This is a genomic window from Enterococcus sp. DIV0175 (genome assembly GCF_050529075.1).
GTDB lineage: Bacteria > Bacillota > Bacilli > Lactobacillales > Enterococcaceae > Enterococcus_B > Enterococcus_B thailandicus.
Map to the genome: position 1 here is coordinate 2,580,808 of NZ_CP172880.1, position 18,193 is coordinate 2,599,000.

Consider the following 18,193-nt stretch of genomic DNA (forward strand, 5'->3'; position numbering starts at 1 on the left):
TAGTATCCTTTCTCAAATAAAATGTAATGGTTCATTATCAATTGCCACGAATAGTCCATGGCGTTGTTCTTTTTGGCTTTTATCTAAAATGTCATCCAACACATTGGCTAGTTGCGGTTCGTACTTGTATTTAATAATCAGCTGATAGTAATAACGATTCTTCACACGCAAAATCATACTTGGTGTTGGACCTAAAATCAAACTTTGGTCACTTAACGTCTGTTTGAGCAATTGCCCAATTTGGAAGATTTTTTTTGCAGCTACTTGTTCTTCTGGGTGGCTCGTGGTAATTTTCACTGTAAAATAATACGGTGGGTAGCCTCCGCGATGACGAACTTGCATTTCTTTTTGATAAAAGCGTTCATAATTTTGTTCTTTTACTAACTCAATTGCGTAATGTTCTGGGTTAAATGTTTGAATAACTACCTCTCCAGCTTTTTCAGCTCGGCCAGCTCGACCTGAAACTTGCGTTAACAGTTGGAAAGTATGCTCACTTGATCGGAAATCTGGTAAGTTGAGTGACGTGTCTGCATTTAAAACACCTACTAACGTTACATCTGGAAAATCTAGTCCTTTAGCAATCATCTGCGTACCTAAAAGAATATCTGCTTCCTTCGCACCAAATTTTTGCAAGATACGTTCATGTGCTCCTTTTTTTCGGGTAGTATCGACATCCATTCGTAAAATACGCGCTTCCGGATACAAAGTTTGCAATTCTTCTTCCACTTTTTGCGTACCTGTACCATAATACCGAATTTTATTCCCACCACAATTTGGGCAACGATGAGGGATTGGCTCTTCATGTCCACAGTAATGGCAACGCATTGACTTACTATCCATGTGTAACGTCAAGGAAATGTCACAGTTTGGACAAGGTAAAACAAACCCACAGTCACGACACATAACAAACGAAGAATAGCCACGACGATTTAATAACAGAACCGTCTGTTCCTTCTTTTCTAAACGATCTTGAATTTTTTCTTGTAATTGGCTAGAGAAAGTAGATGCCTGATGTTTTTGAAACTCTTCTCGCATGTCCACAATGTCAATCACAGGTAGCTGTGCACTACTTTTTGCTCGTTTGTTCAAGGTCAAAAGTTGATACACTCCCTTTTGTGCTCTCGCACGTGATTCAAGAGAAGGTGTCGCACTTCCTAATACGACTGGACAATGATGGTACTTCCCACGCCAAATAGCTAAATCTCTCGCATGATAGCGTGGTGTTTCATCTTGTTTATAACTTGATTCATGTTCCTCATCAATAATAATTAAGCCAATATTTTCTAACGGTGCAAAAATCGCCGAGCGAGCACCAACAACTACTTGTGCCTCGTTTCGTTCGATTTTACGCCACTCGTCATATTTTTCTCCCTGCGATAATCCACTATGTAATACCGCAACGGCTTCACCAAAACGTCCTTTGAATCGCTCAACCATTTGTGGTGTCAATGCAATTTCTGGGACTAACATGATTGCTGTCTTTTTCGCAGCTAAAACTTCTGCAATACTTTGCAGGTAGACTTCTGTTTTTCCACTTCCGGTAATGCCTTCTAATAAGAAAATCGGTTCTTGTTGTGTTTGACATGCTGTGGTAATTTGATCGACTGCAAATTGTTGTTCTTGGTTCAAATCTAACGCACTGGTTTGTTCAAATGAACGGTGTTGATATGGATCACGATAACGTTCGACTTCTTCAAAACGAAGCCAGCCCTTTTCTTTTCCTTGATTCAACACAGTGCTACTGATTCCTTTATCTTTAAAGTACGCAAGTGGCTCATCTTTAACTACTTCAGATAAGCAAAGCAACAATTCTTTTTGTTTTTTAGCATTTTGACGTAGCTTTCCCCACTCTTCCTCGATCTGTTCTTCTTTCAAAAGTGAGTGAACCATTCGAATTGTCTTCACTTTGTTTTTAGTATGAACTTCATAACGAATATCAACTAATTTCTTTTTTCGCCAACGCATCAACTGAGAAACCATGCCTAAAGACTCTGCCTCTTTCCAAGAAATCATTTCTCGTTCTTGAAAAAATGCTTGTGTTTCAACTGCAGGTTTCAACGGATAAATGATTTTGTCATACTCCGCTTTCATGACACTTGGCAACATCGTTTGAAGACAAGTAATTTTAAATGCGTAGGTAATTGTCTTCATATAATCAGCCAACGCTAAAAGCTCTTGATTAACAACTGGTGCTAAGTCAAGCACACGAATAATTGATTTAAGTTGAACTTCAGTCTGAACAGCTTCGTCGTTCAATCCAACAACAAATCCCTGAACATGTCGATCGCCTTTTCCAAAGGGAACTTCCACACGCATGCCCACTTGCAACTCCGCTTCTAATGTGAAGGGAACGAGATAAGTGAAAGGTTGATCTGTTTGCATCGTCGGCACGTCTACAATTACTTCTGCAATTACTCCCACAACTTTCCCCTCCTTTGATAACCATTTTTTGGTGAAAAAGATCCGTGCTTATTTTACTAGAAAACCCTTAGCTTGTCCTGATTTCTGCCATTTCGTAACAAAAAAATAAACTAGCTAACTCACGTCTTCTTTTATTTGAATAATTAAAAAGAGAGCCGTGACCCTGGTCACAGCCCCTGAAATTATAGTTTTTGTTCTTCGCGAATGCGTGATTCTAATTCTTGTTGTTCACGTTCTTTTTGTGCTTGGCGTTCTTCATTTTCCATACGTAGACGTTCACGTTTCAATTCAGGATGTGGATCATTGATCACATTTCCCGCATCAATTTCTTCAAGTGCTTGACCAACACTTTTTACAGATTCAAATGAATCCAACGTTGGTTGTGCTCCCGCATCTAATTCGTGGGCGCGTTTACTTGATAAAATTACTAATGAGTATTTTGAATTTACTCGGTCTAACAATGAGTCAATTGAAGGTTTCAACATCATAAGACTACATCTCCTTTAACATTTTAATATATTTTCCGATTACCCGATCTACTCGAAAGTGTTCGCTAGCAATAATATCTTTAATTCGATTAACAGCTAACGGAACTTCATCATTTACAACGGCATAATCATAAAGGGCCATCATTTCGATTTCTTCTTTAGCAACTCTCATACGTTCTTCAATTACTTCTTCTGCATCCGTTCCACGACCAACAATTCTTGATTTTAATTCTACTAGATCGGGCGGTGTCAAAAAGATAAATACACCATCTGGTACTTTATCTTTTACTTGCTGTGCTCCTTGAACTTCGATTTCTAAAAATACATCTTTTCCTTCGTCCAAGGTTTGATTCACATATGATAATGGTGTGCCATAATAATTTCCAACATACTCTGCGTATTCAAGCATCTCACCAGCTTCAATCATCGCTTCAAATTCTTCTTTGCTCCGAAAGAAATAGTCGACTCCTTCGACTTCTCCTTCTCGCATTTTACGAGTAGTCATTGAGATTGAATATTGAAAATCATTACCCTCACTCTCAAAAATTGCTTTACGTACGGTTCCTTTTCCTACACCGGATGGACCTGACAATACGATTAATAATCCACGCTCTGACATGACGACGTCCTTTCAACTAGTCTTTTCTTGCTTATCGTTTATTTTGCACTTTTTTTCTGCAACTTTCAAGGTTCTCTTTATTATAGACAGATTTTCCTAAAAAAGCCACCTTTGCTTGAAACTAGAAAAGAAAAGCTTGATTTCCTCGACAAAACAAAAAAACTGCAACCAAATTTCTGGTGCAGCTTTAGATAGTCTTTGATGTTTCAACATACTTGATTTTAGCCAAAAGAATTAAAATCCCATGTTAGACAAAGTATTCACGACGCCAATTATTTCGTCTTTTCGGCTAAGTACTTTTTCTGTTGGATCACTAACTTCTTGTGTATCTATACGCACAATAAATTTCCGATTAAGCGTTACATATGTCCCATCATTGATCAAAATATTTAGTTCTTGATCCGAAATTTTTACGCATGCGTCTTGCCAGGCATCAAATCCTTCTTTATCTGATGGAACATTTCTTTTAACCACACTTTTTCCGCTTAACTCATGAAAAGTAATATCATAATAGGTCATTACAAACTTCCTCCTGTTTCTATTTTATAAAATTATTCAATATTTTGAACTTGCTCACGAATTTTTTCCAAAATCGTTTTTAATTGGACTACTTGGTTTTTGATTTCAATTGCACTTGACTTGGATCCAATGGTGTTCACTTCTCGATTCATTTCTTGAATTAGAAAATCAAGTTCTCGACCAACTGGTGTAGACATCAAAATTAATTCATTTAGCTTTACGAGATGGATAAACAAACGATCTAGTTCCTCGTGAATATCTCCACGTTCTAACAAAATGGCCAACTCTGTCAACAATCGTTGCTCATCAACTTTGTCGCCTAAAAATTCTTCCAATTTTTTTTGATAGCGTACTTGGAATTCTTGTTCATATGTTTCAACAAACGCTACAAGGTTGTCTAACACTTGCGAAAACTTTTCTTTGTTTTGCAACAATACAGCAGCTAAAGCCTGACCTTCTGCTTCACGGCTACGTTCAATTGCTGCTAAGGCCTCAGACAACGTTTCTTGAACTAATAGACTGAGTTGCTCTTCATCTGTTTTTTCTGGTTCACTGACTGAAACAAACTTTTCCTGTAACGCTAGACGTTCAATTAATGACGCTACCGAAAGTTGGACTTCACCACCGAAGCGATCATGTACTCCTTGCGAAAGTTGCGTCACTAACGAATCAATCAGCGACCAGTCAATTTCAACTTGTTTCGTATTTTCCCCGATATGCGTTACATTCACAAAAACTTCAACTCGTCCGCGAGTGAGTTGTTGTTTAATCAACTGACGCATAGTACCTTCAAGAAAATTCAAAAGCTTCGGACTACGTAATTGAATATCCAAAAAACGTTGATTCACACTTTTGATTTCAATATCCAGTTGATACTCTTGTGTTTCACGGATTGCTTTGCCAAAACCGGTCATACTTTTCATTCGACAGGGTCCTTTCTTACATGTTTTCTATCGCTTTTTGCAATGCTTCAAACTCTTCGTTCGTCAATGTCAATCCTTTCCCCATTTTTTCGTGTTCCGGTGACCAGTCACGCAAATCAAATTTCGGCGGGCGACCATTCCAGCTAACTAAGTTTAATTCTTTACGCCAGCCCTTTGCGTTTTCAGATAAAATTGCGATTTCTTCTATGATTTCATAGGAAAATTCTTGTGCCATTCTTGTTCCTCCTTAAGATAATGTGCATATAAAACAAATAATGTGTTCAATGGTTGTTCCTTAAGCATCGTTTGAACCTTCTCTTTCGTACTAGCATAAAGTTCTTTTGCTAGTTCCGTCAACTTTTGTTCTAAACGTTGTTCTCTTGAAGAAGACCACCACTCTTCCATACTTAGTAACCCAATTTCATTCGTAACAATTTCTGTAAATGGACGTTGTTCTTTTTCACGAATCAACGTTATCATTTCTGGTACTTGATAAACTTTATTAGGCAGTAAATACATTTGTTTTGCCAATAGTTCTAGCATTGCTAATCCGCAAGTTTCAATGACGACCCTGTCTTTATATACATTACGCAAATTCTCCCAAAATTTTACGTCATAGAAAAAAGAAAGCTCTAAATTTTTTTCCTTGGCTAACGTGCGCAGAAATTTCTTCCAAATTTTTTCAGCCAACACGGTCGAATCAAAGGTATACCAATGGCCTTCATATTGATGCAACTGTTTTTTTGTTTCTAAATAACCTAATTGTAAATTCATTGAATTACGCTGTCCATCAAAAATCAAAAATGTACCTAGCGTCCAAAGTGAGCGACAACGCCATTCAACAAATCCTAATGGTTTTTTGACTCTTTTGGTAATTCCTGGCCCTTGAACATCTACCACAAAAGCTTCAGTTGCTCCTTGTCCAATCGCAACATCCACTGGCAGATTATTTTTATATCCGCCATCAATATAGCGATCTTTGTCAATTTTTTTATAGGCCATCGCTGGATAAAAAGAAGCGGAAGCAACAATCCACTCCGGAATCTGCTCTGGTGGCATTTTTTGAATAGGCACCACTTTCTCAATCATTTCAGGAATTTTAGTCGTAACTGTAAATAGTTGTGGCTTCGTTTTTTGAACTATGCTTTTCAAATCCAATGATTTTCTTAGCAGTTCTTCTAAAGGCTGTGAAGAAATACCGCGAGTTAAAACAGCCGTCTTGGTCATTCGACGAATATCAGTCAACAACTGTTGACGCAAATCAGTTAAAGGCACGTTCTCTGGTACAGCCAAAATCTGATTGGTGGATAAATTCGTCCATAAAAATTCAGCTTGATCCAAATCACCTTGCAACATCAAGACGCCATTGATTGCACCAACTGACGTGCCGGTAATAAGTTCAATCGAAAAGCCAGCTTCTTGTAATGCCTTCCACACACCAATTTGGTAGGCCCCATGTGCGCCGCCCCCGCCAAAAACCACAGCAGATTTTCCAGAAACATTTTTCACCCACTGAGTAGTCCTGGTATCAACTGTTTGGTACCCAAATTGAATAAATAATTCGGTCATTTGGGAAGAAAGTGGTTGTGAAAAGGAAAACTGACAAGCCGATTTCAAAAAGTAGCGCGCACAACTTTCCAGCAATGTAAATAATTGACGCCATTGCCGGAAAGATTCGTTGGCTAACACATTTGTTATCACCAAATGATCTGACTCACTTGCTTCTCCTGTTTTCTTCTCAAAGTAGAGCACTAGTTTACCAGCTTTGACTCGCCATGCATTTTTCTTTTTTGCCGTTTGCCAAAAAGAATCACGACTTTTTTGTTGTTCATTGAAAAACGGAAATGGTTGTTCCATTTTTCGACTTTCATTGTGTAGACGCTGCCTTTCTGACCAATAAATTGGTTGGATATCCATCGTTCTCTCCTTTTTCTCCAAGTATAGCAGTCTCTGAAAAAAATTTCTTGTCTGAACTAATTGCGCCTATCCTTTACAAAAACAAAAGAGTTCATTTATCTTTTCTAAAAAATAACTGATATCAAATTTAAAGCAATTTGAAAGCTACGATTATTTTCAATGAAAACGTGACTTTGTAATGGAATTTTAAAATAAAAGAAACAAGCTTTTTTCTTACAATTGTTGTAAAATAAAATAGTTGAGAAATCAAGTAAGGAGGAGCATGATGACTGATTCAGTTTATGTACATATCGACACAACTAGTAACGCTGTTTTAACCAAAGGATTAACTGCAAATGATTTTTCAAACAGCATCGTGCATTATCCTCAAAACTTGCTATTATTAGATCCTGCTGCTTCAGCAGGAGAATATGAACCTCACACTGGTTTGAAAATCATTCGTGGAACAGAAAATATTCAACATTTCTTCTCCTCACTTCGTAATCGTCATAATGCGGACGACTTAAAGTGGATCGATTTTACAGACCTAACTATGCTAAAAGAACTATCACCATTAGAAATTTCAGAATTATTGTATTTTGGGCATATGAAAACGCATCTGCACTCACCATTTTTCTATAAATTACAAAATAATTTTGTTTATTTTGATTTAAGCGATCAGTTGAACCGAATTTATTATCGTTACCTGGATGAATTTTACCGAATTTTTGCAGACAAGATGAGTCAAATTCTTGCAGATAAAATCAACGAAAAGAAATCATTCTTTCGCCGTGGTATCACTGTTGAAAAAATCAATGGTGATTTACTAAAAGAAATGCGTCCATTGATGCAAGAAGGCATTATTTTTTCATTTGAACAAGCTGGATTGATCAATGATGAGTATCGAATCCCCATCTATGTGATCGAAGACTACATTTGGAAATTAAAAGGGACTCGCTACCGTGAAGAACCTGTAATTGGTACACTCGTCTACAACACACTTGACCGACGTTGGCGTCTAATCAGTGATGTGGATGACTTTGCCTACGGTACACTAAATTAAAAAATTTTTTACCTGTGTAAAGGAACGTAACAGTTAGATGTTACGTTCCTTTTTTCGCAAAAAAAGATTGAACAAAAAGCCATAGTCTCTTTGTTCAATCTTTTTAAGTGCTTATTTTTTTGTTTCAAAAAGTGGGCTAACTGGTTTATTTTCATGGATACGTTTAATTGCGTCACCCATCAAACCACCAACGCTAACTTCGTCGATTTTATCAATTTTACGATCTTCTGGTAGATAAATTGAGTCCGTTACAACTAAGCGTTCAATTGCTGAATCTTCAATTCTTTGCAAAGCTGGACCAGATAAGACTGGATGTGTACAAGAAGCATAAACACTTGTTGCTCCTGCTTCTTTCAACGCATTAGCTGCTAAGGTGATCGTACCTGCAGTATCAATCATGTCATCGATCAAGACACATGTTTTTCCTTCAACTTTACCGATGATATTCATTACTTCTGCAACGTTTGCTTTAGGACGTCGTTTGTCGATGATTGCAATTGGTGCTTTTAGGAACTCAGCCAATTTACGCGCACGAGTTACGCCACCGTGGTCAGGTGAAACAACAACAACATCGTCGCCTTTGATTCCTTTTTCTAAGAAATAATTAGCAATTAATGGTGCACCCATTAAATGGTCAACAGGAATATCAAAGAAACCTTGAATTTGAACAGCGTGAAGGTCTAGGGTCAACATTCTTGTTGCTCCTGCTTTTTGAATCATGTTTGCAACTAATTTAGCAGTGATTGGTTCCCGCGCACGCGCTTTACGGTCTTGACGAGCATAACCATAGTACGGCATAACTACATTAATTGTTTTTGCACTAGCGCGTTTCAAAGCATCGATCATAATCAACAATTCCATTAAATTATCATTTACTGGACTACTTGTTGATTGGATAACATACACATGTGAACCACGAATACTTTCTTCAATGTTTACTTGAATCTCACCATCACTGAATTGAGTAACAGATGATTTACCTAATTCTACACCAACAGCTGCAGCGATTTTCTCAGCTAATGGGCGATTTGAGTTTAATGCAAAAATTTTTAATCTTGGATCAAAATAATGATTTGACATGGGGACCTCCACTTTCTTTTTCACAACTCTGGAATTCTTCCTAGTAAATAGTAGACATATTTTTTAAATAAATCAAGTTATTTTACAAAAAACTAATTGAGATAAGGGAGTTTTTTCGCATATCCTTCTTTGTTTACTTGTCGCGCACGTGCAATTGCAAGTGCATATTCAGGAACATCATTTGTAATGGTTGAGCCCGCTGCAATCGAACTATGATCTTCGATTGTCACCGGTGCAACGATGTTTGAGTTTGAACCAATGAAGCTGTGGGCACCGACTTTTGTATGATGTTTTTGTTTACCATCATAGTTAACGAAAACCACACCACAACCAACATTGATGTCCTCACCTAATGTTGCATCACCAACGTAAGTCAAATGACCAACTTTTGTATGACTGCCAATCTCAGCATTTTTCACTTCAACAAAGTTTCCAATGTGCGCCCCTTCACCAATTTCAGCGTTTGGACGTAAGTGAGCAAATGGGCCAACATCTGCTGCTTTTTTCACATGACTGCTTTCAATCACAGAATTAGTAATTACGACGTTATCTTCAATCACACTGTCCACAATTCGTGAATGTGCACCAATCATGCAATCCATCCCAATGACTGTTTCGCCTTGTAATTGTACGCCTGCTTCAATCACTGTATCTGAACCAATAACAACACCCGCATCAATATAAGTTGACGCTGGATCAACAAAAGTGACACCATTAGTCATGTGTGCTTCATTAATTCGTTTACGCATGATTTCATTTGCTTTTGCCAATGCGATACGATCATTTACACCCATTGATTCTTCAAAATTTTCTGTTTGATAGGCAGCAACCGTATTGCCATCTTCTTTTAGAATTTCAATAATATCAGTTAAGTAATATTCACCTTGGGCATTGTTCGTACCCACTTTATTCAAGGCAGTAAATAATGCTTCGTTGTCAAAACAGTAAGTACCTGTGTTGATTTCTTTTACGCGTGCTTCCTCTGGTGAAGCATCTTTTTGTTCGACAATTTTTTCTACGATTCCAACATGATCGCGGATGATTCGTCCGTAACCAGTAGGATTTTGTGCTTGTGCTGTTAAAATCGTTGCACTAGCATTTTTTCCTTGATGGTATTCAAATAAATTGTTTAGTGTTTCTGTTGTTAATAATGGTGTGTCACCACTGATGACTAACGTTGTTCCTTTTTTGCCTTCTAAGAAAGAGGCTGCTTGTAAAACTGCGTGCCCAGTGCCTAGTTGTTCTGCTTGTAAAGCATACTCACTACGTTCACCTAATTGTGCTTTTACTTGTTCAGCCCCATGACCAACGATGGTAATGATTTCGTCAGGATTAGTTTCACTTACTCGATTGATAATATGTTCGACCATTGGTTTTCCAGAAACTGGATGTAATACTTTATATAATTTTGACTTCATACGAGTTCCTTTTCCCGCTGCCAAAATAATTGCATAACGTGCTTCCACTTACTTCACTCCTAGTTATCATTTCCTGTGTTAAGTTTAGCCCAGTGCTCGCTTTTTTTCAACTAACGATTATTTTAAAAAATTGCGTTAAAAATAAAAAAGTTGGGACAGCTTTTTGTCCCAACCTCTTCTAACTTGATTCGTTTCGCTGATAAAGTTATTCTTCTGAGAAATAATTTCCAGGAACAACTGTGATGTTTTTCGTTTTTGTATCAACATCTTTCACATAAAGTAGTGAAGTATAATCATCGATTGCACGATGTCCATGGAATTTTGATTCTGCAAAAACAGTGATACCAACTAATTCAGATTCGAATTCTTCAATCAAACTCTTCATTCCGTTGACTGTTCCGCCGCCTTTCATAAAGTCGTCGACGACAAGAACTCTTGAACCACGTTTCAAACTTCTTTTTGAAAGTTCCATTTTTTCAATTCGCTCAGATGAGCCTGAAACATAATTTACACTCACAGTCGAGCCCTCAGTGATTTTTGAATCACGTCGAACAATGACAAACGGAGCGTTTAAATAATAAGAAACGGCTTGGGCAATTGGTACACCTTTTGTCGCAACTGTCATCACGGCATCAATTTTTTCACCTAAATATTTTGATGCGATGATTTTCCCAACTTGTCTTAATAACTCAGGTTCTCCTAATAAATCTGATAGATAAACATAGCCACCTGGCAACAAGCGATCTTGTTCTGATAAACGTTCGGCTAAAGATTCAATATATTTCTTTGCTTCTTCGTAAGGAATCTCGGGAATAAACAAGACACCACCCGCCGCACCAGGAATTGTCTCTAGTGTGCCGTAACCTCTTTCTTTAAATGTTTTCTTGATAATCGCTAAGTCCTCACTGATGGAAGATTTAGCAGATTCATAACGTTCGGCAAAACTTGTTAACGAAATCAATTCGTGTGGATGATCTAATAAGTATTGAGTCATATCAACAAGACGCTCACTGCGACGTACTTTCACATATTCCAGCTCCCTTTTTTAAAATTGTCGTTTTTCATTATATAAGTTTTTTTTCAAAAATTCGAGCATTTTATAAAAAAATAAGAAAATAGTTCGGTATTTCTGATTTATAAAAAAAGAAACGGCGGAAATATTTCGTTTCCGCCGTTTCTTTCAACACATTTTATGCTCGATTTTTTCGTTTTAACCCAATTGATAGTCGTTTCACTATATTAACGATTAAGAATAATGCAATAAAGACTAACGTGATTGTTGCTCCCGGCGGTGTGTCCAAGTAAAAGGAACTACCTAATCCAGAAAGCATCCCGACAAAGCCAACAAAAATACTAATTGCAATCACGACGTTGAAGCTCCGACCTAAGCGCATGCCGATTGCTGCTGGTAACACCATGATTGCAGAAATCAACAATGCCCCTGCAATTGGAATCATTACCGCAATCGCAACACCTGTGATCACGTTAAACATCATCGACATCGCATGGATAGGCAATCCGTCAACATGCGCCACATCTTCATCGAAAGTTAGGACATACATTGGACGTTTGAATAAAACAAATAAGATACCAATGACTACAAATAAAATACCTAAGAAAATGACTTGATCCCACGTGATGGTCACAATTGATCCAAATAAATAAGATTGAATGCTCGTTGCAGAATTCCCACCACTCAAATTCATCAAGACTAACGCTAACGCTAGTCCTCCGGCCATTAAAATTGCAATCGAAATCTCAGAGTACGTCCGATAAATCGTACGTAGATATTCTAAAACGATTGCTGCTAAGACCACAACAATCATTGTGGTAACTGTTGGGTTCAAATTGAGAAAGAACCCCAACGCCACACCTGCTAACGAAACATGAGAAAGTGTATCAGCCATCAACGACTGTCTTCTAATTACTAAGAAAACGCCCAGCATTGGGGCAATTCCCGCAATAAAAATCGCAGCAAGAAATGCTCTTCTCATGAATTCATATGAAAGCAACGCCATTGAGAATCCTCCTTCCTTACCAAACGAATTTGTCGATCTGCATACTGCTTGATGTCCTCATGATCGTGAGTAATCATCAAAACTGATTTTCCATGCACATGCGCACTATGTCGCAACAAACGATAAAATTCATTTCTAGATTCTTCATCCATCCCTGTCGTTGGTTCATCTAAAATAAATAAATCTGGATCAGTTGCAAACAAACGTGCCAAACTAATTCGTTGTTTTTGTCCGCCTGACAGCTCACCAATTCGACGATGCCGCATATCCCACATTCCAACAGACTCCAAGGCAAGCTTCACGTATTCGTGATCCTTTTTAGTCAGACGTTTGAACCACTTACCTCTAGGAAACCGTCCTGAACGAACTAATTCAATTACTGTGCTTGGAAATCCCGCGTTAAATGATGCTACTTGTTGGGGAATGTAGCCAATCTTCAATTTTTTTCCTTCTTGATTTTCCGTAGCAATCGTGACAGTTCCTTTAGTGGGCTTTAATAATCCCAAAGTTGCTTTAATCAACGTTGACTTTGCTGCTCCATTTTCTCCAGTTAAAATGACAAACTCCCCAGCATCAACATGATAAGATACATCTTCTAATACTGGTTCTTCTTCATAATAAAAGGTCAAATCAGATACTTCGATATAATGCATCACAAGACCTCCTTCTAAACTTACTCGATAACTTACTTAATGCTTTCTTTCAATGCCGCTAAATTTTCTTCCATTACAGAAATATAATTCTCACCAGCAGCCATTTGTTTTTCCGTTAAGCTTTCCAGTGGATTTAGCACTTCAAGCTTCACGCCTGTTTCAGCAGCTAGCGTCTCAGCCACTTTCGAAGAAGCATTTTCTTCAAAATAAATGACTTTTGTCTGATTTTCCTCAACAAATGATTTCAGTTCTGCCAAGCGACTTGGTGTCGGCTCTTGATCTGGTGAAATACCTGAAATTGATTTTTGCGTTAAGTTATATTGATTAGCTAAATAAGCAAATGCAGCATGTTGCGTAACAAATGTCCGATTTTTTGCATCTTTTAATTCTGTTGCGTATTTTTGATTTAACTCTTCTAACTTTTTGATATAAGCTTCCGCGTTTTTATCAAATGTCGCTTTCTTTTCAGGATATTTATCTCCCAATTCTTTCGCAATGGTTTGAACTTCTTGAATTGCTAATACTGGGTCTAACCATACATGAGGATCATATTCGTGCTCATGTCCGTCATGGCTCTCTTCATGGTCATCTTCAGCTTCGTGATCATGGTCTTCCGTTCCTTCTAAGCGTTCAATTCCCTTAGCTGCCTCAATCATCAATGTTTTTTCTTGATCAACTGATTTCTTTATTGAATCAACAAAAATTTCCATGTCTGAACTATTATACACGAAAACATCTGCATCTGAAATTTTTGCCATCTCTTTTGCACTTGGTTCAAAATCATGGGGTTCTGTTCCTGCAGGTATCAGTAACTCAACTTTGCCTTCGTCACCAACAACTTCCTTCGTAAAATCATACATTGGATAAAAAGAAGTAATAATGGTTAATTCGTCTGTCTTTGACTCACTTTTCTTTTCAGTTTGTCCACAAGCAGCAAATAACAACATTCCTGCAACAGCTATCGTTGCCCATACATATTTTTTAATCATTGTTTACCCCTTTCTAAAATAGCAAATCGGAATTTTACGATTTGTCAACGTGGACTAATGTATCAAAATAAAAAATCGCAGTCAATAGGATTCGGAAAATTTCTGATTTACAACGCATATTTAGAAGTAAACCGTAAAACACTTGAATACTTTTTCATAGAATAGGCTTTCTTTTCAGCAACTAGACCATCATTCTATTCTCAGATAAAATGGCGCAAACTTTACGAAAGGGGTGATCCCATGAATTGTTACAATTGGATAAAGGTCATGCTTCCACCATTTCCCTGGAATAGAAAAAAGCACATAAGTTTAGCCGCAAAAGAAAACTAAACTTATATGCTTTTTAATTACTTCTCAGTTATTAAATCGACTACAAAAATCTTTTCCGAAATTCACTTAAGCTTTAACGCAATGTGCGTACAAGATAAACTTCATCACAAAACCCTTTTAATCCATTATATACTCGCTGTGCTCTCGAATAGTGTTGGCACAAACCAAAAACTGTTGGTCCACTACCGCTCATCAAAGCCACGTCCGCTCCATATTTAATCATTCGTTCTTTGATCTGATGAATGACAGGATGCCTTTTCCCAGTCACATCTTCTAAACTGTTTCCCATTTTTTGAATCATTTGTTGATAGTCTTGTTGTTGGATTGCTTCCACCAATCCAGCGACGTCCTGATGCTGAATGGATTGCGTGTCAAGATCTCTAAACACTGTTCGTGTAGAAACACTCATTCTTGGTTTGACTAGAATAACCCAACACTGTGGCATAGATGGAATAAGTTTTACTTCCTCACCCTTACCACCAATAAATGCCGTATTCCCATATACACAGTAAGGAACATCTGTACCAACTTCTAAGCCGATTGCTGCTAATTCTTCTAAGGAACAGCCCAAATCCCATAATTGATTGATTCCGCGCAAGGCTGCGGCACAATCAGTACTGCCTCCACCTAGGCCAGCAGCCACTGGGATATTTTTTTGAACAACGATTTTAACGCCTTTTTTGATATTAAATTTATTTTTCAGTAATACGGCTGCTTGATAGACATTATTTCGTTGATCTACAGGCAAGAAAGCTTTATTTGTTTCCACCACGATTTGATCTTCAGGTAATTCTTCAAAAATCAAATGATCTGCTAAGTCCACACTCGACATAACCATCTCAAGTTCATGGTACCCATCTGGCCGTTTATATAATACATCCAATCCTAAATTTATTTTGGCTGGTGCTTTTTCAATTAGTTCCATACCTCTCACCCATTCGAAAAGTCTAAGTCGAAAGTATTCTATCATAGGGGAAAATAAAAGTATAGCTAACTTCCGCCTTAAATTCCTATTTCAACTGAAGCAAAAAGAAAAAAAGAGGATAAGACGTTATTCATTCTTATCCTCTCAATCTTTCAAATCGATTTTTATTCTCATTACCTATTTATAGTTCAGTCAAGACTTCTTGAGCTAAGCTTGGATTTTTCCCTTTCCCGCGACCAATCAGAATAAATAATTGAAGAGTTGCGAATACAAAATTGCTACCTTTCATATAAGCAAAGTAACGTCCTTCCCAACGACTGACATACCTTGATTTTCTTTCATAAGTCGTTTGGAAAGCATAGAAAAAGTTTCCATAATTATAAACGATGTTCATCATTTTTTCTTGAATAAATGAAAAATCTGTTTCTCCAACGTTCGCCAAAGGTGCTAGACCAAGATTTGCTTCCAAGTAACCTTGTTTTTGATACACAACAAACAAATTTGCTAACAGGTAGTCACTCAATGCGACAGGTTCTCCCGGCAACACTCGCAACAAATCATATCCTGCTTGTGTTTGCGTCATCGGTTGTGCCGTCACAAAACCAACTACTTGTTGGTCTTTTCGAACAACACCCACGCCACTGGTCTTCACGTACTCTTTGTCAAATCGGCCAACAGAAAAATGTTTCTCTGTTTCGCCATTCAACCAAGCATGTGACACCTCTCCCAGTGTTGCAAGCAGTTCCTCAGGAATTTCATCATACCAAGTAAAATGATAGCCTTCATTTGTTAATCGTTGATATTCTAATTGTTGATTCAGCCAAGGAACATCTGCCATCGTTAAGTCAGCAATCCCTGCTTCCCCTACTTTAACAAAACGGAACCCAACTTCATGCAGCATCACAACATATTTTTCTGACACCTTATAAAAAGCCAGCTGATAACCTAAGCAATCAGCTTTTTTCAGAAAGCTTTTGGTTGCCGTTCGCCACATAGCTGGATTACCAATTGGATCTCCAAGCACAAAGCATTTATTTCCCTTCACCTGATAGCCAAAAACTACTTGATCCTTACTACCTTCTTGATAATAAAAATATTTATATCCCGACAATTGCAAATAATGACTAGAAGCTGTTCCACCATATTGATCAATCAGCTGATCCAATCGCTCTGCCTCTAGCTCCGTTCCAAGCTCCTCCGTTGCCGTAGATAAATACTGATATAACGCCACCAGCGCTAACAACGAAATACCTAAACCAACCAGTCCAGAAAACCAGACCTCATCTGAAGGAAACAGAATAAAATTGTTCGCAGTCATTCGTCCTACCCAAAATTGACCACTATGATAACCTGCAATTGCATAAACAACAAACAAGAACCCGAATAAGCAAGCATCAAAAGTGATTGCTCCCCAAGAATAGACAAATTTTTCGCGATAAAACTCCTTGCGTGCCAGCCAAACTGCTAACAAAATAAGGACATAAACTAAAATCAATTCCCACGACAACGTTCGAGTAATCGTATTTAAAATACCAAAAATCAACAAGGTGATTGTTGGCAAATACGCTTTTTTCACCTTCATCGCTAAACCACGAGCCAAGCCTAACAGTAAAAATCCGACAAGTAGGTTGAGTGTCTGATCTAAGAAATTAAATGAAAAAGGCAACAAAATTTGAAATAGGCGACTAATCGCAGATAAATTTGTAATTGTTGATAGTAAAACCATCATGATTCCCGCAAAATAAACAGCACTAACTAAAATGATATGTGCCACTTTTTGGAAAAACAACCGTGGGATATTATCAAGAAACCTGTTCACTTTCACACCAGTATGCGTGATAAATAAAAGAATACCTGTTAAAAATGGCACTACATAATAAAATAGGCGATAATACAATAACCAAACAACTGCTACATCTTGACGAACAGCTAACTGACTCATACCAAGAATCATCAACACGTCAAACGTTCCCATACCACCCGGAACCATCGTTAACATACCTATCAGCGTTGCTACAATAAACATGGGATAAATCGAATGAAGGGATACGTTGATTCCCATCAGCTTGCCGATTAATAGAAATACGGTTAGCGCACCTGTCCACTGACCAAACGAGGCAAAAAATAAACCCACCAAGCCTTTTGGATAAAATTCTGAAAACAGGGTCCTTCTTTTAAGATACGCAAAAAAGAAAATGACCGGTGCAACAAAACTTCCACCTAGTAACCAAATCCAATAACTTCGAAAAATACTCTCTGTTTGAATGAAAAAGACATCCACAAAAGTGAACAGCGACCATACAGATAAACCTGTTATCATAAAGACTGCTACTTTTGAAACAGTTGCCAGTACCTTTTTTCGATCCGCCTGCTTACCATAAAAATTAGCGCGCAAGCTTGCACCCACGACACCACCAAATCCTGCCAAATTGTTGATTGTATTCGTAATCCAAGCCGCTAGAAAAAATTCTTGCCTTGGCATCTTAGGCTTTCCTTGCTTTTCCAATACTCTAAGTGTCACCCAATCATATAAAAGCATTGGTAACACACCCATTAATCCAAGCAACGTCATTAAAACAATTGTTAGGTGATTCTGCTTATCCATTGTTTCCAAAATATCTTGCCAACTCATACCATTTGCGATATTAGCAACCTGATTCGCGACAAAGACTAATACTGAACCAAAAAAAATCAATTTTAAAATCAAACTATGACTTTTCATCCATTGAAGAATCAATTGTATTTTATTTTTCACATTTTTACCTTCCAAACTCATGTACTTTCATTTCATAACACTAATGTTAGCTTATTTAATTATAATTTTCCACTTTTGCTTAGCACGTTGCTTGCG

At 37.6% G+C, this 18,193-nt stretch carries 16 protein-coding genes; 1 reads left to right on the forward strand and 15 read right to left on the reverse strand.

Annotated elements, in window-relative coordinates:
• Positions 1-12: 12 nt before the first annotated feature.
• The 7 genes from priA to IGJ76_RS12245 all read right to left on the reverse strand — a co-directional run bounded on the left by priA (position 13) and on the right by IGJ76_RS12245 (position 6,887).
• On the reverse strand, positions 13-2,421 hold the full coding sequence (gene priA, locus IGJ76_RS12215; RefSeq protein ID WP_285603252.1) for a primosomal protein N': 2,409 nt from the start codon (positions 2,419-2,421) through the stop codon (positions 13-15).
• 182 nt (positions 2,422-2,603) lie between these two features.
• Positions 2,604-2,909, reverse strand: a complete 306-nt coding sequence (rpoZ, locus tag IGJ76_RS12220) for a DNA-directed RNA polymerase subunit omega (protein WP_067484679.1) — start codon at positions 2,907-2,909, stop codon at positions 2,604-2,606.
• 4 nt (positions 2,910-2,913) lie between these two features.
• Entirely contained in the window at positions 2,914-3,528 is a 615-nt protein-coding gene (gene gmk, locus IGJ76_RS12225; RefSeq protein ID WP_067484676.1) for a guanylate kinase, read from the reverse strand.
• A gap of 234 nt (positions 3,529-3,762) precedes the next feature.
• Positions 3,763-4,047, reverse strand: a complete 285-nt coding sequence (locus IGJ76_RS12230; RefSeq protein WP_413124545.1) for a hypothetical protein — start codon at positions 4,045-4,047, stop codon at positions 3,763-3,765.
• A 32-nt stretch (positions 4,048-4,079) separates the two neighbouring features.
• Complete coding sequence (locus tag IGJ76_RS12235) at positions 4,080-4,970, reverse strand: YicC/YloC family endoribonuclease (protein ID WP_430596647.1); 891 nt, start codon at positions 4,968-4,970, stop codon at positions 4,080-4,082.
• Between the two features lie 16 nt (positions 4,971-4,986).
• On the reverse strand, positions 4,987-5,205 hold the full coding sequence (locus IGJ76_RS12240) for a YdbC family protein (protein WP_067484668.1): 219 nt from the start codon (positions 5,203-5,205) through the stop codon (positions 4,987-4,989).
• Entirely contained in the window at positions 5,175-6,887 is a 1,713-nt protein-coding gene (locus IGJ76_RS12245; RefSeq protein ID WP_071869019.1) for a patatin-like phospholipase family protein, read from the reverse strand. The genes IGJ76_RS12240 and IGJ76_RS12245 overlap by 31 nt, the downstream gene beginning before the upstream one ends.
• Positions 6,888-7,152: 265 nt before the next feature.
• Here IGJ76_RS12245 and IGJ76_RS12250 point away from each other — a divergent pair, with 265 nt between their 5' ends.
• On the forward strand, positions 7,153-7,929 hold the full coding sequence (locus tag IGJ76_RS12250) for a hypothetical protein (RefSeq protein ID WP_095803862.1): 777 nt from the start codon (positions 7,153-7,155) through the stop codon (positions 7,927-7,929).
• 111 nt (positions 7,930-8,040) lie between these two features.
• Here IGJ76_RS12250 and IGJ76_RS12255 read toward each other — a convergent pair whose 3' ends face one another.
• From IGJ76_RS12255 to mprF, 8 genes are all read right to left on the reverse strand, one after another.
• Positions 8,041-9,009 carry a ribose-phosphate diphosphokinase gene (locus IGJ76_RS12255; protein WP_067484661.1) on the reverse strand — a complete coding sequence of 323 codons (969 nt, stop codon included), beginning with the start codon at positions 9,007-9,009 and terminating at the stop codon, positions 8,041-8,043.
• A gap of 92 nt (positions 9,010-9,101) precedes the next feature.
• Positions 9,102-10,475, reverse strand: a complete 1,374-nt coding sequence (gene glmU, locus IGJ76_RS12260; RefSeq protein ID WP_071869018.1) for a bifunctional UDP-N-acetylglucosamine diphosphorylase/glucosamine-1-phosphate N-acetyltransferase GlmU — start codon at positions 10,473-10,475, stop codon at positions 9,102-9,104.
• A gap of 157 nt (positions 10,476-10,632) precedes the next feature.
• The gene (gene purR / locus IGJ76_RS12265; protein WP_067484655.1) at positions 10,633-11,454 is read right to left on the reverse strand and encodes a pur operon repressor; all 822 of its coding nucleotides are present in this window, start codon (positions 11,452-11,454) and stop codon (positions 10,633-10,635) included.
• Between the two features lie 163 nt (positions 11,455-11,617).
• A complete protein-coding gene (locus IGJ76_RS12270; RefSeq protein ID WP_067484652.1) occupies positions 11,618-12,445 on the reverse strand; it encodes a metal ABC transporter permease in 828 nt (275 codons plus the stop codon).
• Positions 12,418-13,098, reverse strand: coding sequence for a metal ABC transporter ATP-binding protein (locus IGJ76_RS12275; RefSeq protein WP_067484650.1), 681 nt, complete (start codon positions 13,096-13,098; stop codon positions 12,418-12,420). The genes IGJ76_RS12270 and IGJ76_RS12275 overlap by 28 nt, the downstream gene beginning before the upstream one ends.
• Before the next feature lie 32 nt (positions 13,099-13,130).
• On the reverse strand, positions 13,131-14,087 hold the full coding sequence (locus IGJ76_RS12280) for a metal ABC transporter substrate-binding protein (RefSeq protein ID WP_376016379.1): 957 nt from the start codon (positions 14,085-14,087) through the stop codon (positions 13,131-13,133).
• A 403-nt stretch (positions 14,088-14,490) separates the two neighbouring features.
• Positions 14,491-15,342 (reverse strand): 4-(cytidine 5'-diphospho)-2-C-methyl-D-erythritol kinase, encoded by an 852-nt coding sequence (gene ispE, locus IGJ76_RS12285; protein ID WP_071869017.1) that lies wholly within the window; start codon positions 15,340-15,342, stop codon positions 14,491-14,493.
• A gap of 181 nt (positions 15,343-15,523) precedes the next feature.
• The gene (gene mprF, locus IGJ76_RS12290) at positions 15,524-18,097 is read right to left on the reverse strand and encodes a bifunctional lysylphosphatidylglycerol flippase/synthetase MprF (protein WP_430596648.1); all 2,574 of its coding nucleotides are present in this window, start codon (positions 18,095-18,097) and stop codon (positions 15,524-15,526) included.
• Positions 18,098-18,193: the final 96 nt, after the last annotated feature.

Excerpts from the sequence above, each read along its gene's own strand:
- IGJ76_RS12280 (WP_376016379.1), bottom strand. The coding sequence starts at position 14,087 with ATGATTAAAAAATATGTATGGGCAACGATAGCTGTTGCAGGAATGTTG.
- rpoZ (WP_067484679.1), bottom strand. The coding sequence starts at position 2,909 with ATGATGTTGAAACCTTCAATTGACTCATTGTTAGACCGAGTAAATTCA.
- IGJ76_RS12255 (WP_067484661.1), bottom strand. The coding sequence starts at position 9,009 with ATGTCAAATCATTATTTTGATCCAAGATTAAAAATTTTTGCATTAAAC.
- ispE (WP_071869017.1), bottom strand. The coding sequence starts at position 15,342 with ATGGAACTAATTGAAAAAGCACCAGCCAAAATAAATTTAGGATTGGAT.
- IGJ76_RS12245 (WP_071869019.1), bottom strand. The coding sequence starts at position 6,887 with ATGGATATCCAACCAATTTATTGGTCAGAAAGGCAGCGTCTACACAAT.
- IGJ76_RS12250 (WP_095803862.1), top strand. The coding sequence starts at position 7,153 with ATGACTGATTCAGTTTATGTACATATCGACACAACTAGTAACGCTGTT.
- IGJ76_RS12270 (WP_067484652.1), bottom strand. The coding sequence starts at position 12,445 with ATGGCGTTGCTTTCATATGAATTCATGAGAAGAGCATTTCTTGCTGCG.
- IGJ76_RS12240 (WP_067484668.1), bottom strand. The coding sequence starts at position 5,205 with ATGGCACAAGAATTTTCCTATGAAATCATAGAAGAAATCGCAATTTTA.
- gmk (WP_067484676.1), bottom strand. The coding sequence starts at position 3,528 with ATGTCAGAGCGTGGATTATTAATCGTATTGTCAGGTCCATCCGGTGTA.
- IGJ76_RS12275 (WP_067484650.1), bottom strand. The coding sequence starts at position 13,098 with ATGCATTATATCGAAGTATCTGATTTGACCTTTTATTATGAAGAAGAA.
- IGJ76_RS12235 (WP_430596647.1), bottom strand. The coding sequence starts at position 4,970 with ATGAAAAGTATGACCGGTTTTGGCAAAGCAATCCGTGAAACACAAGAG.
- IGJ76_RS12230 (WP_413124545.1), bottom strand. The coding sequence starts at position 4,047 with ATGACCTATTATGATATTACTTTTCATGAGTTAAGCGGAAAAAGTGTG.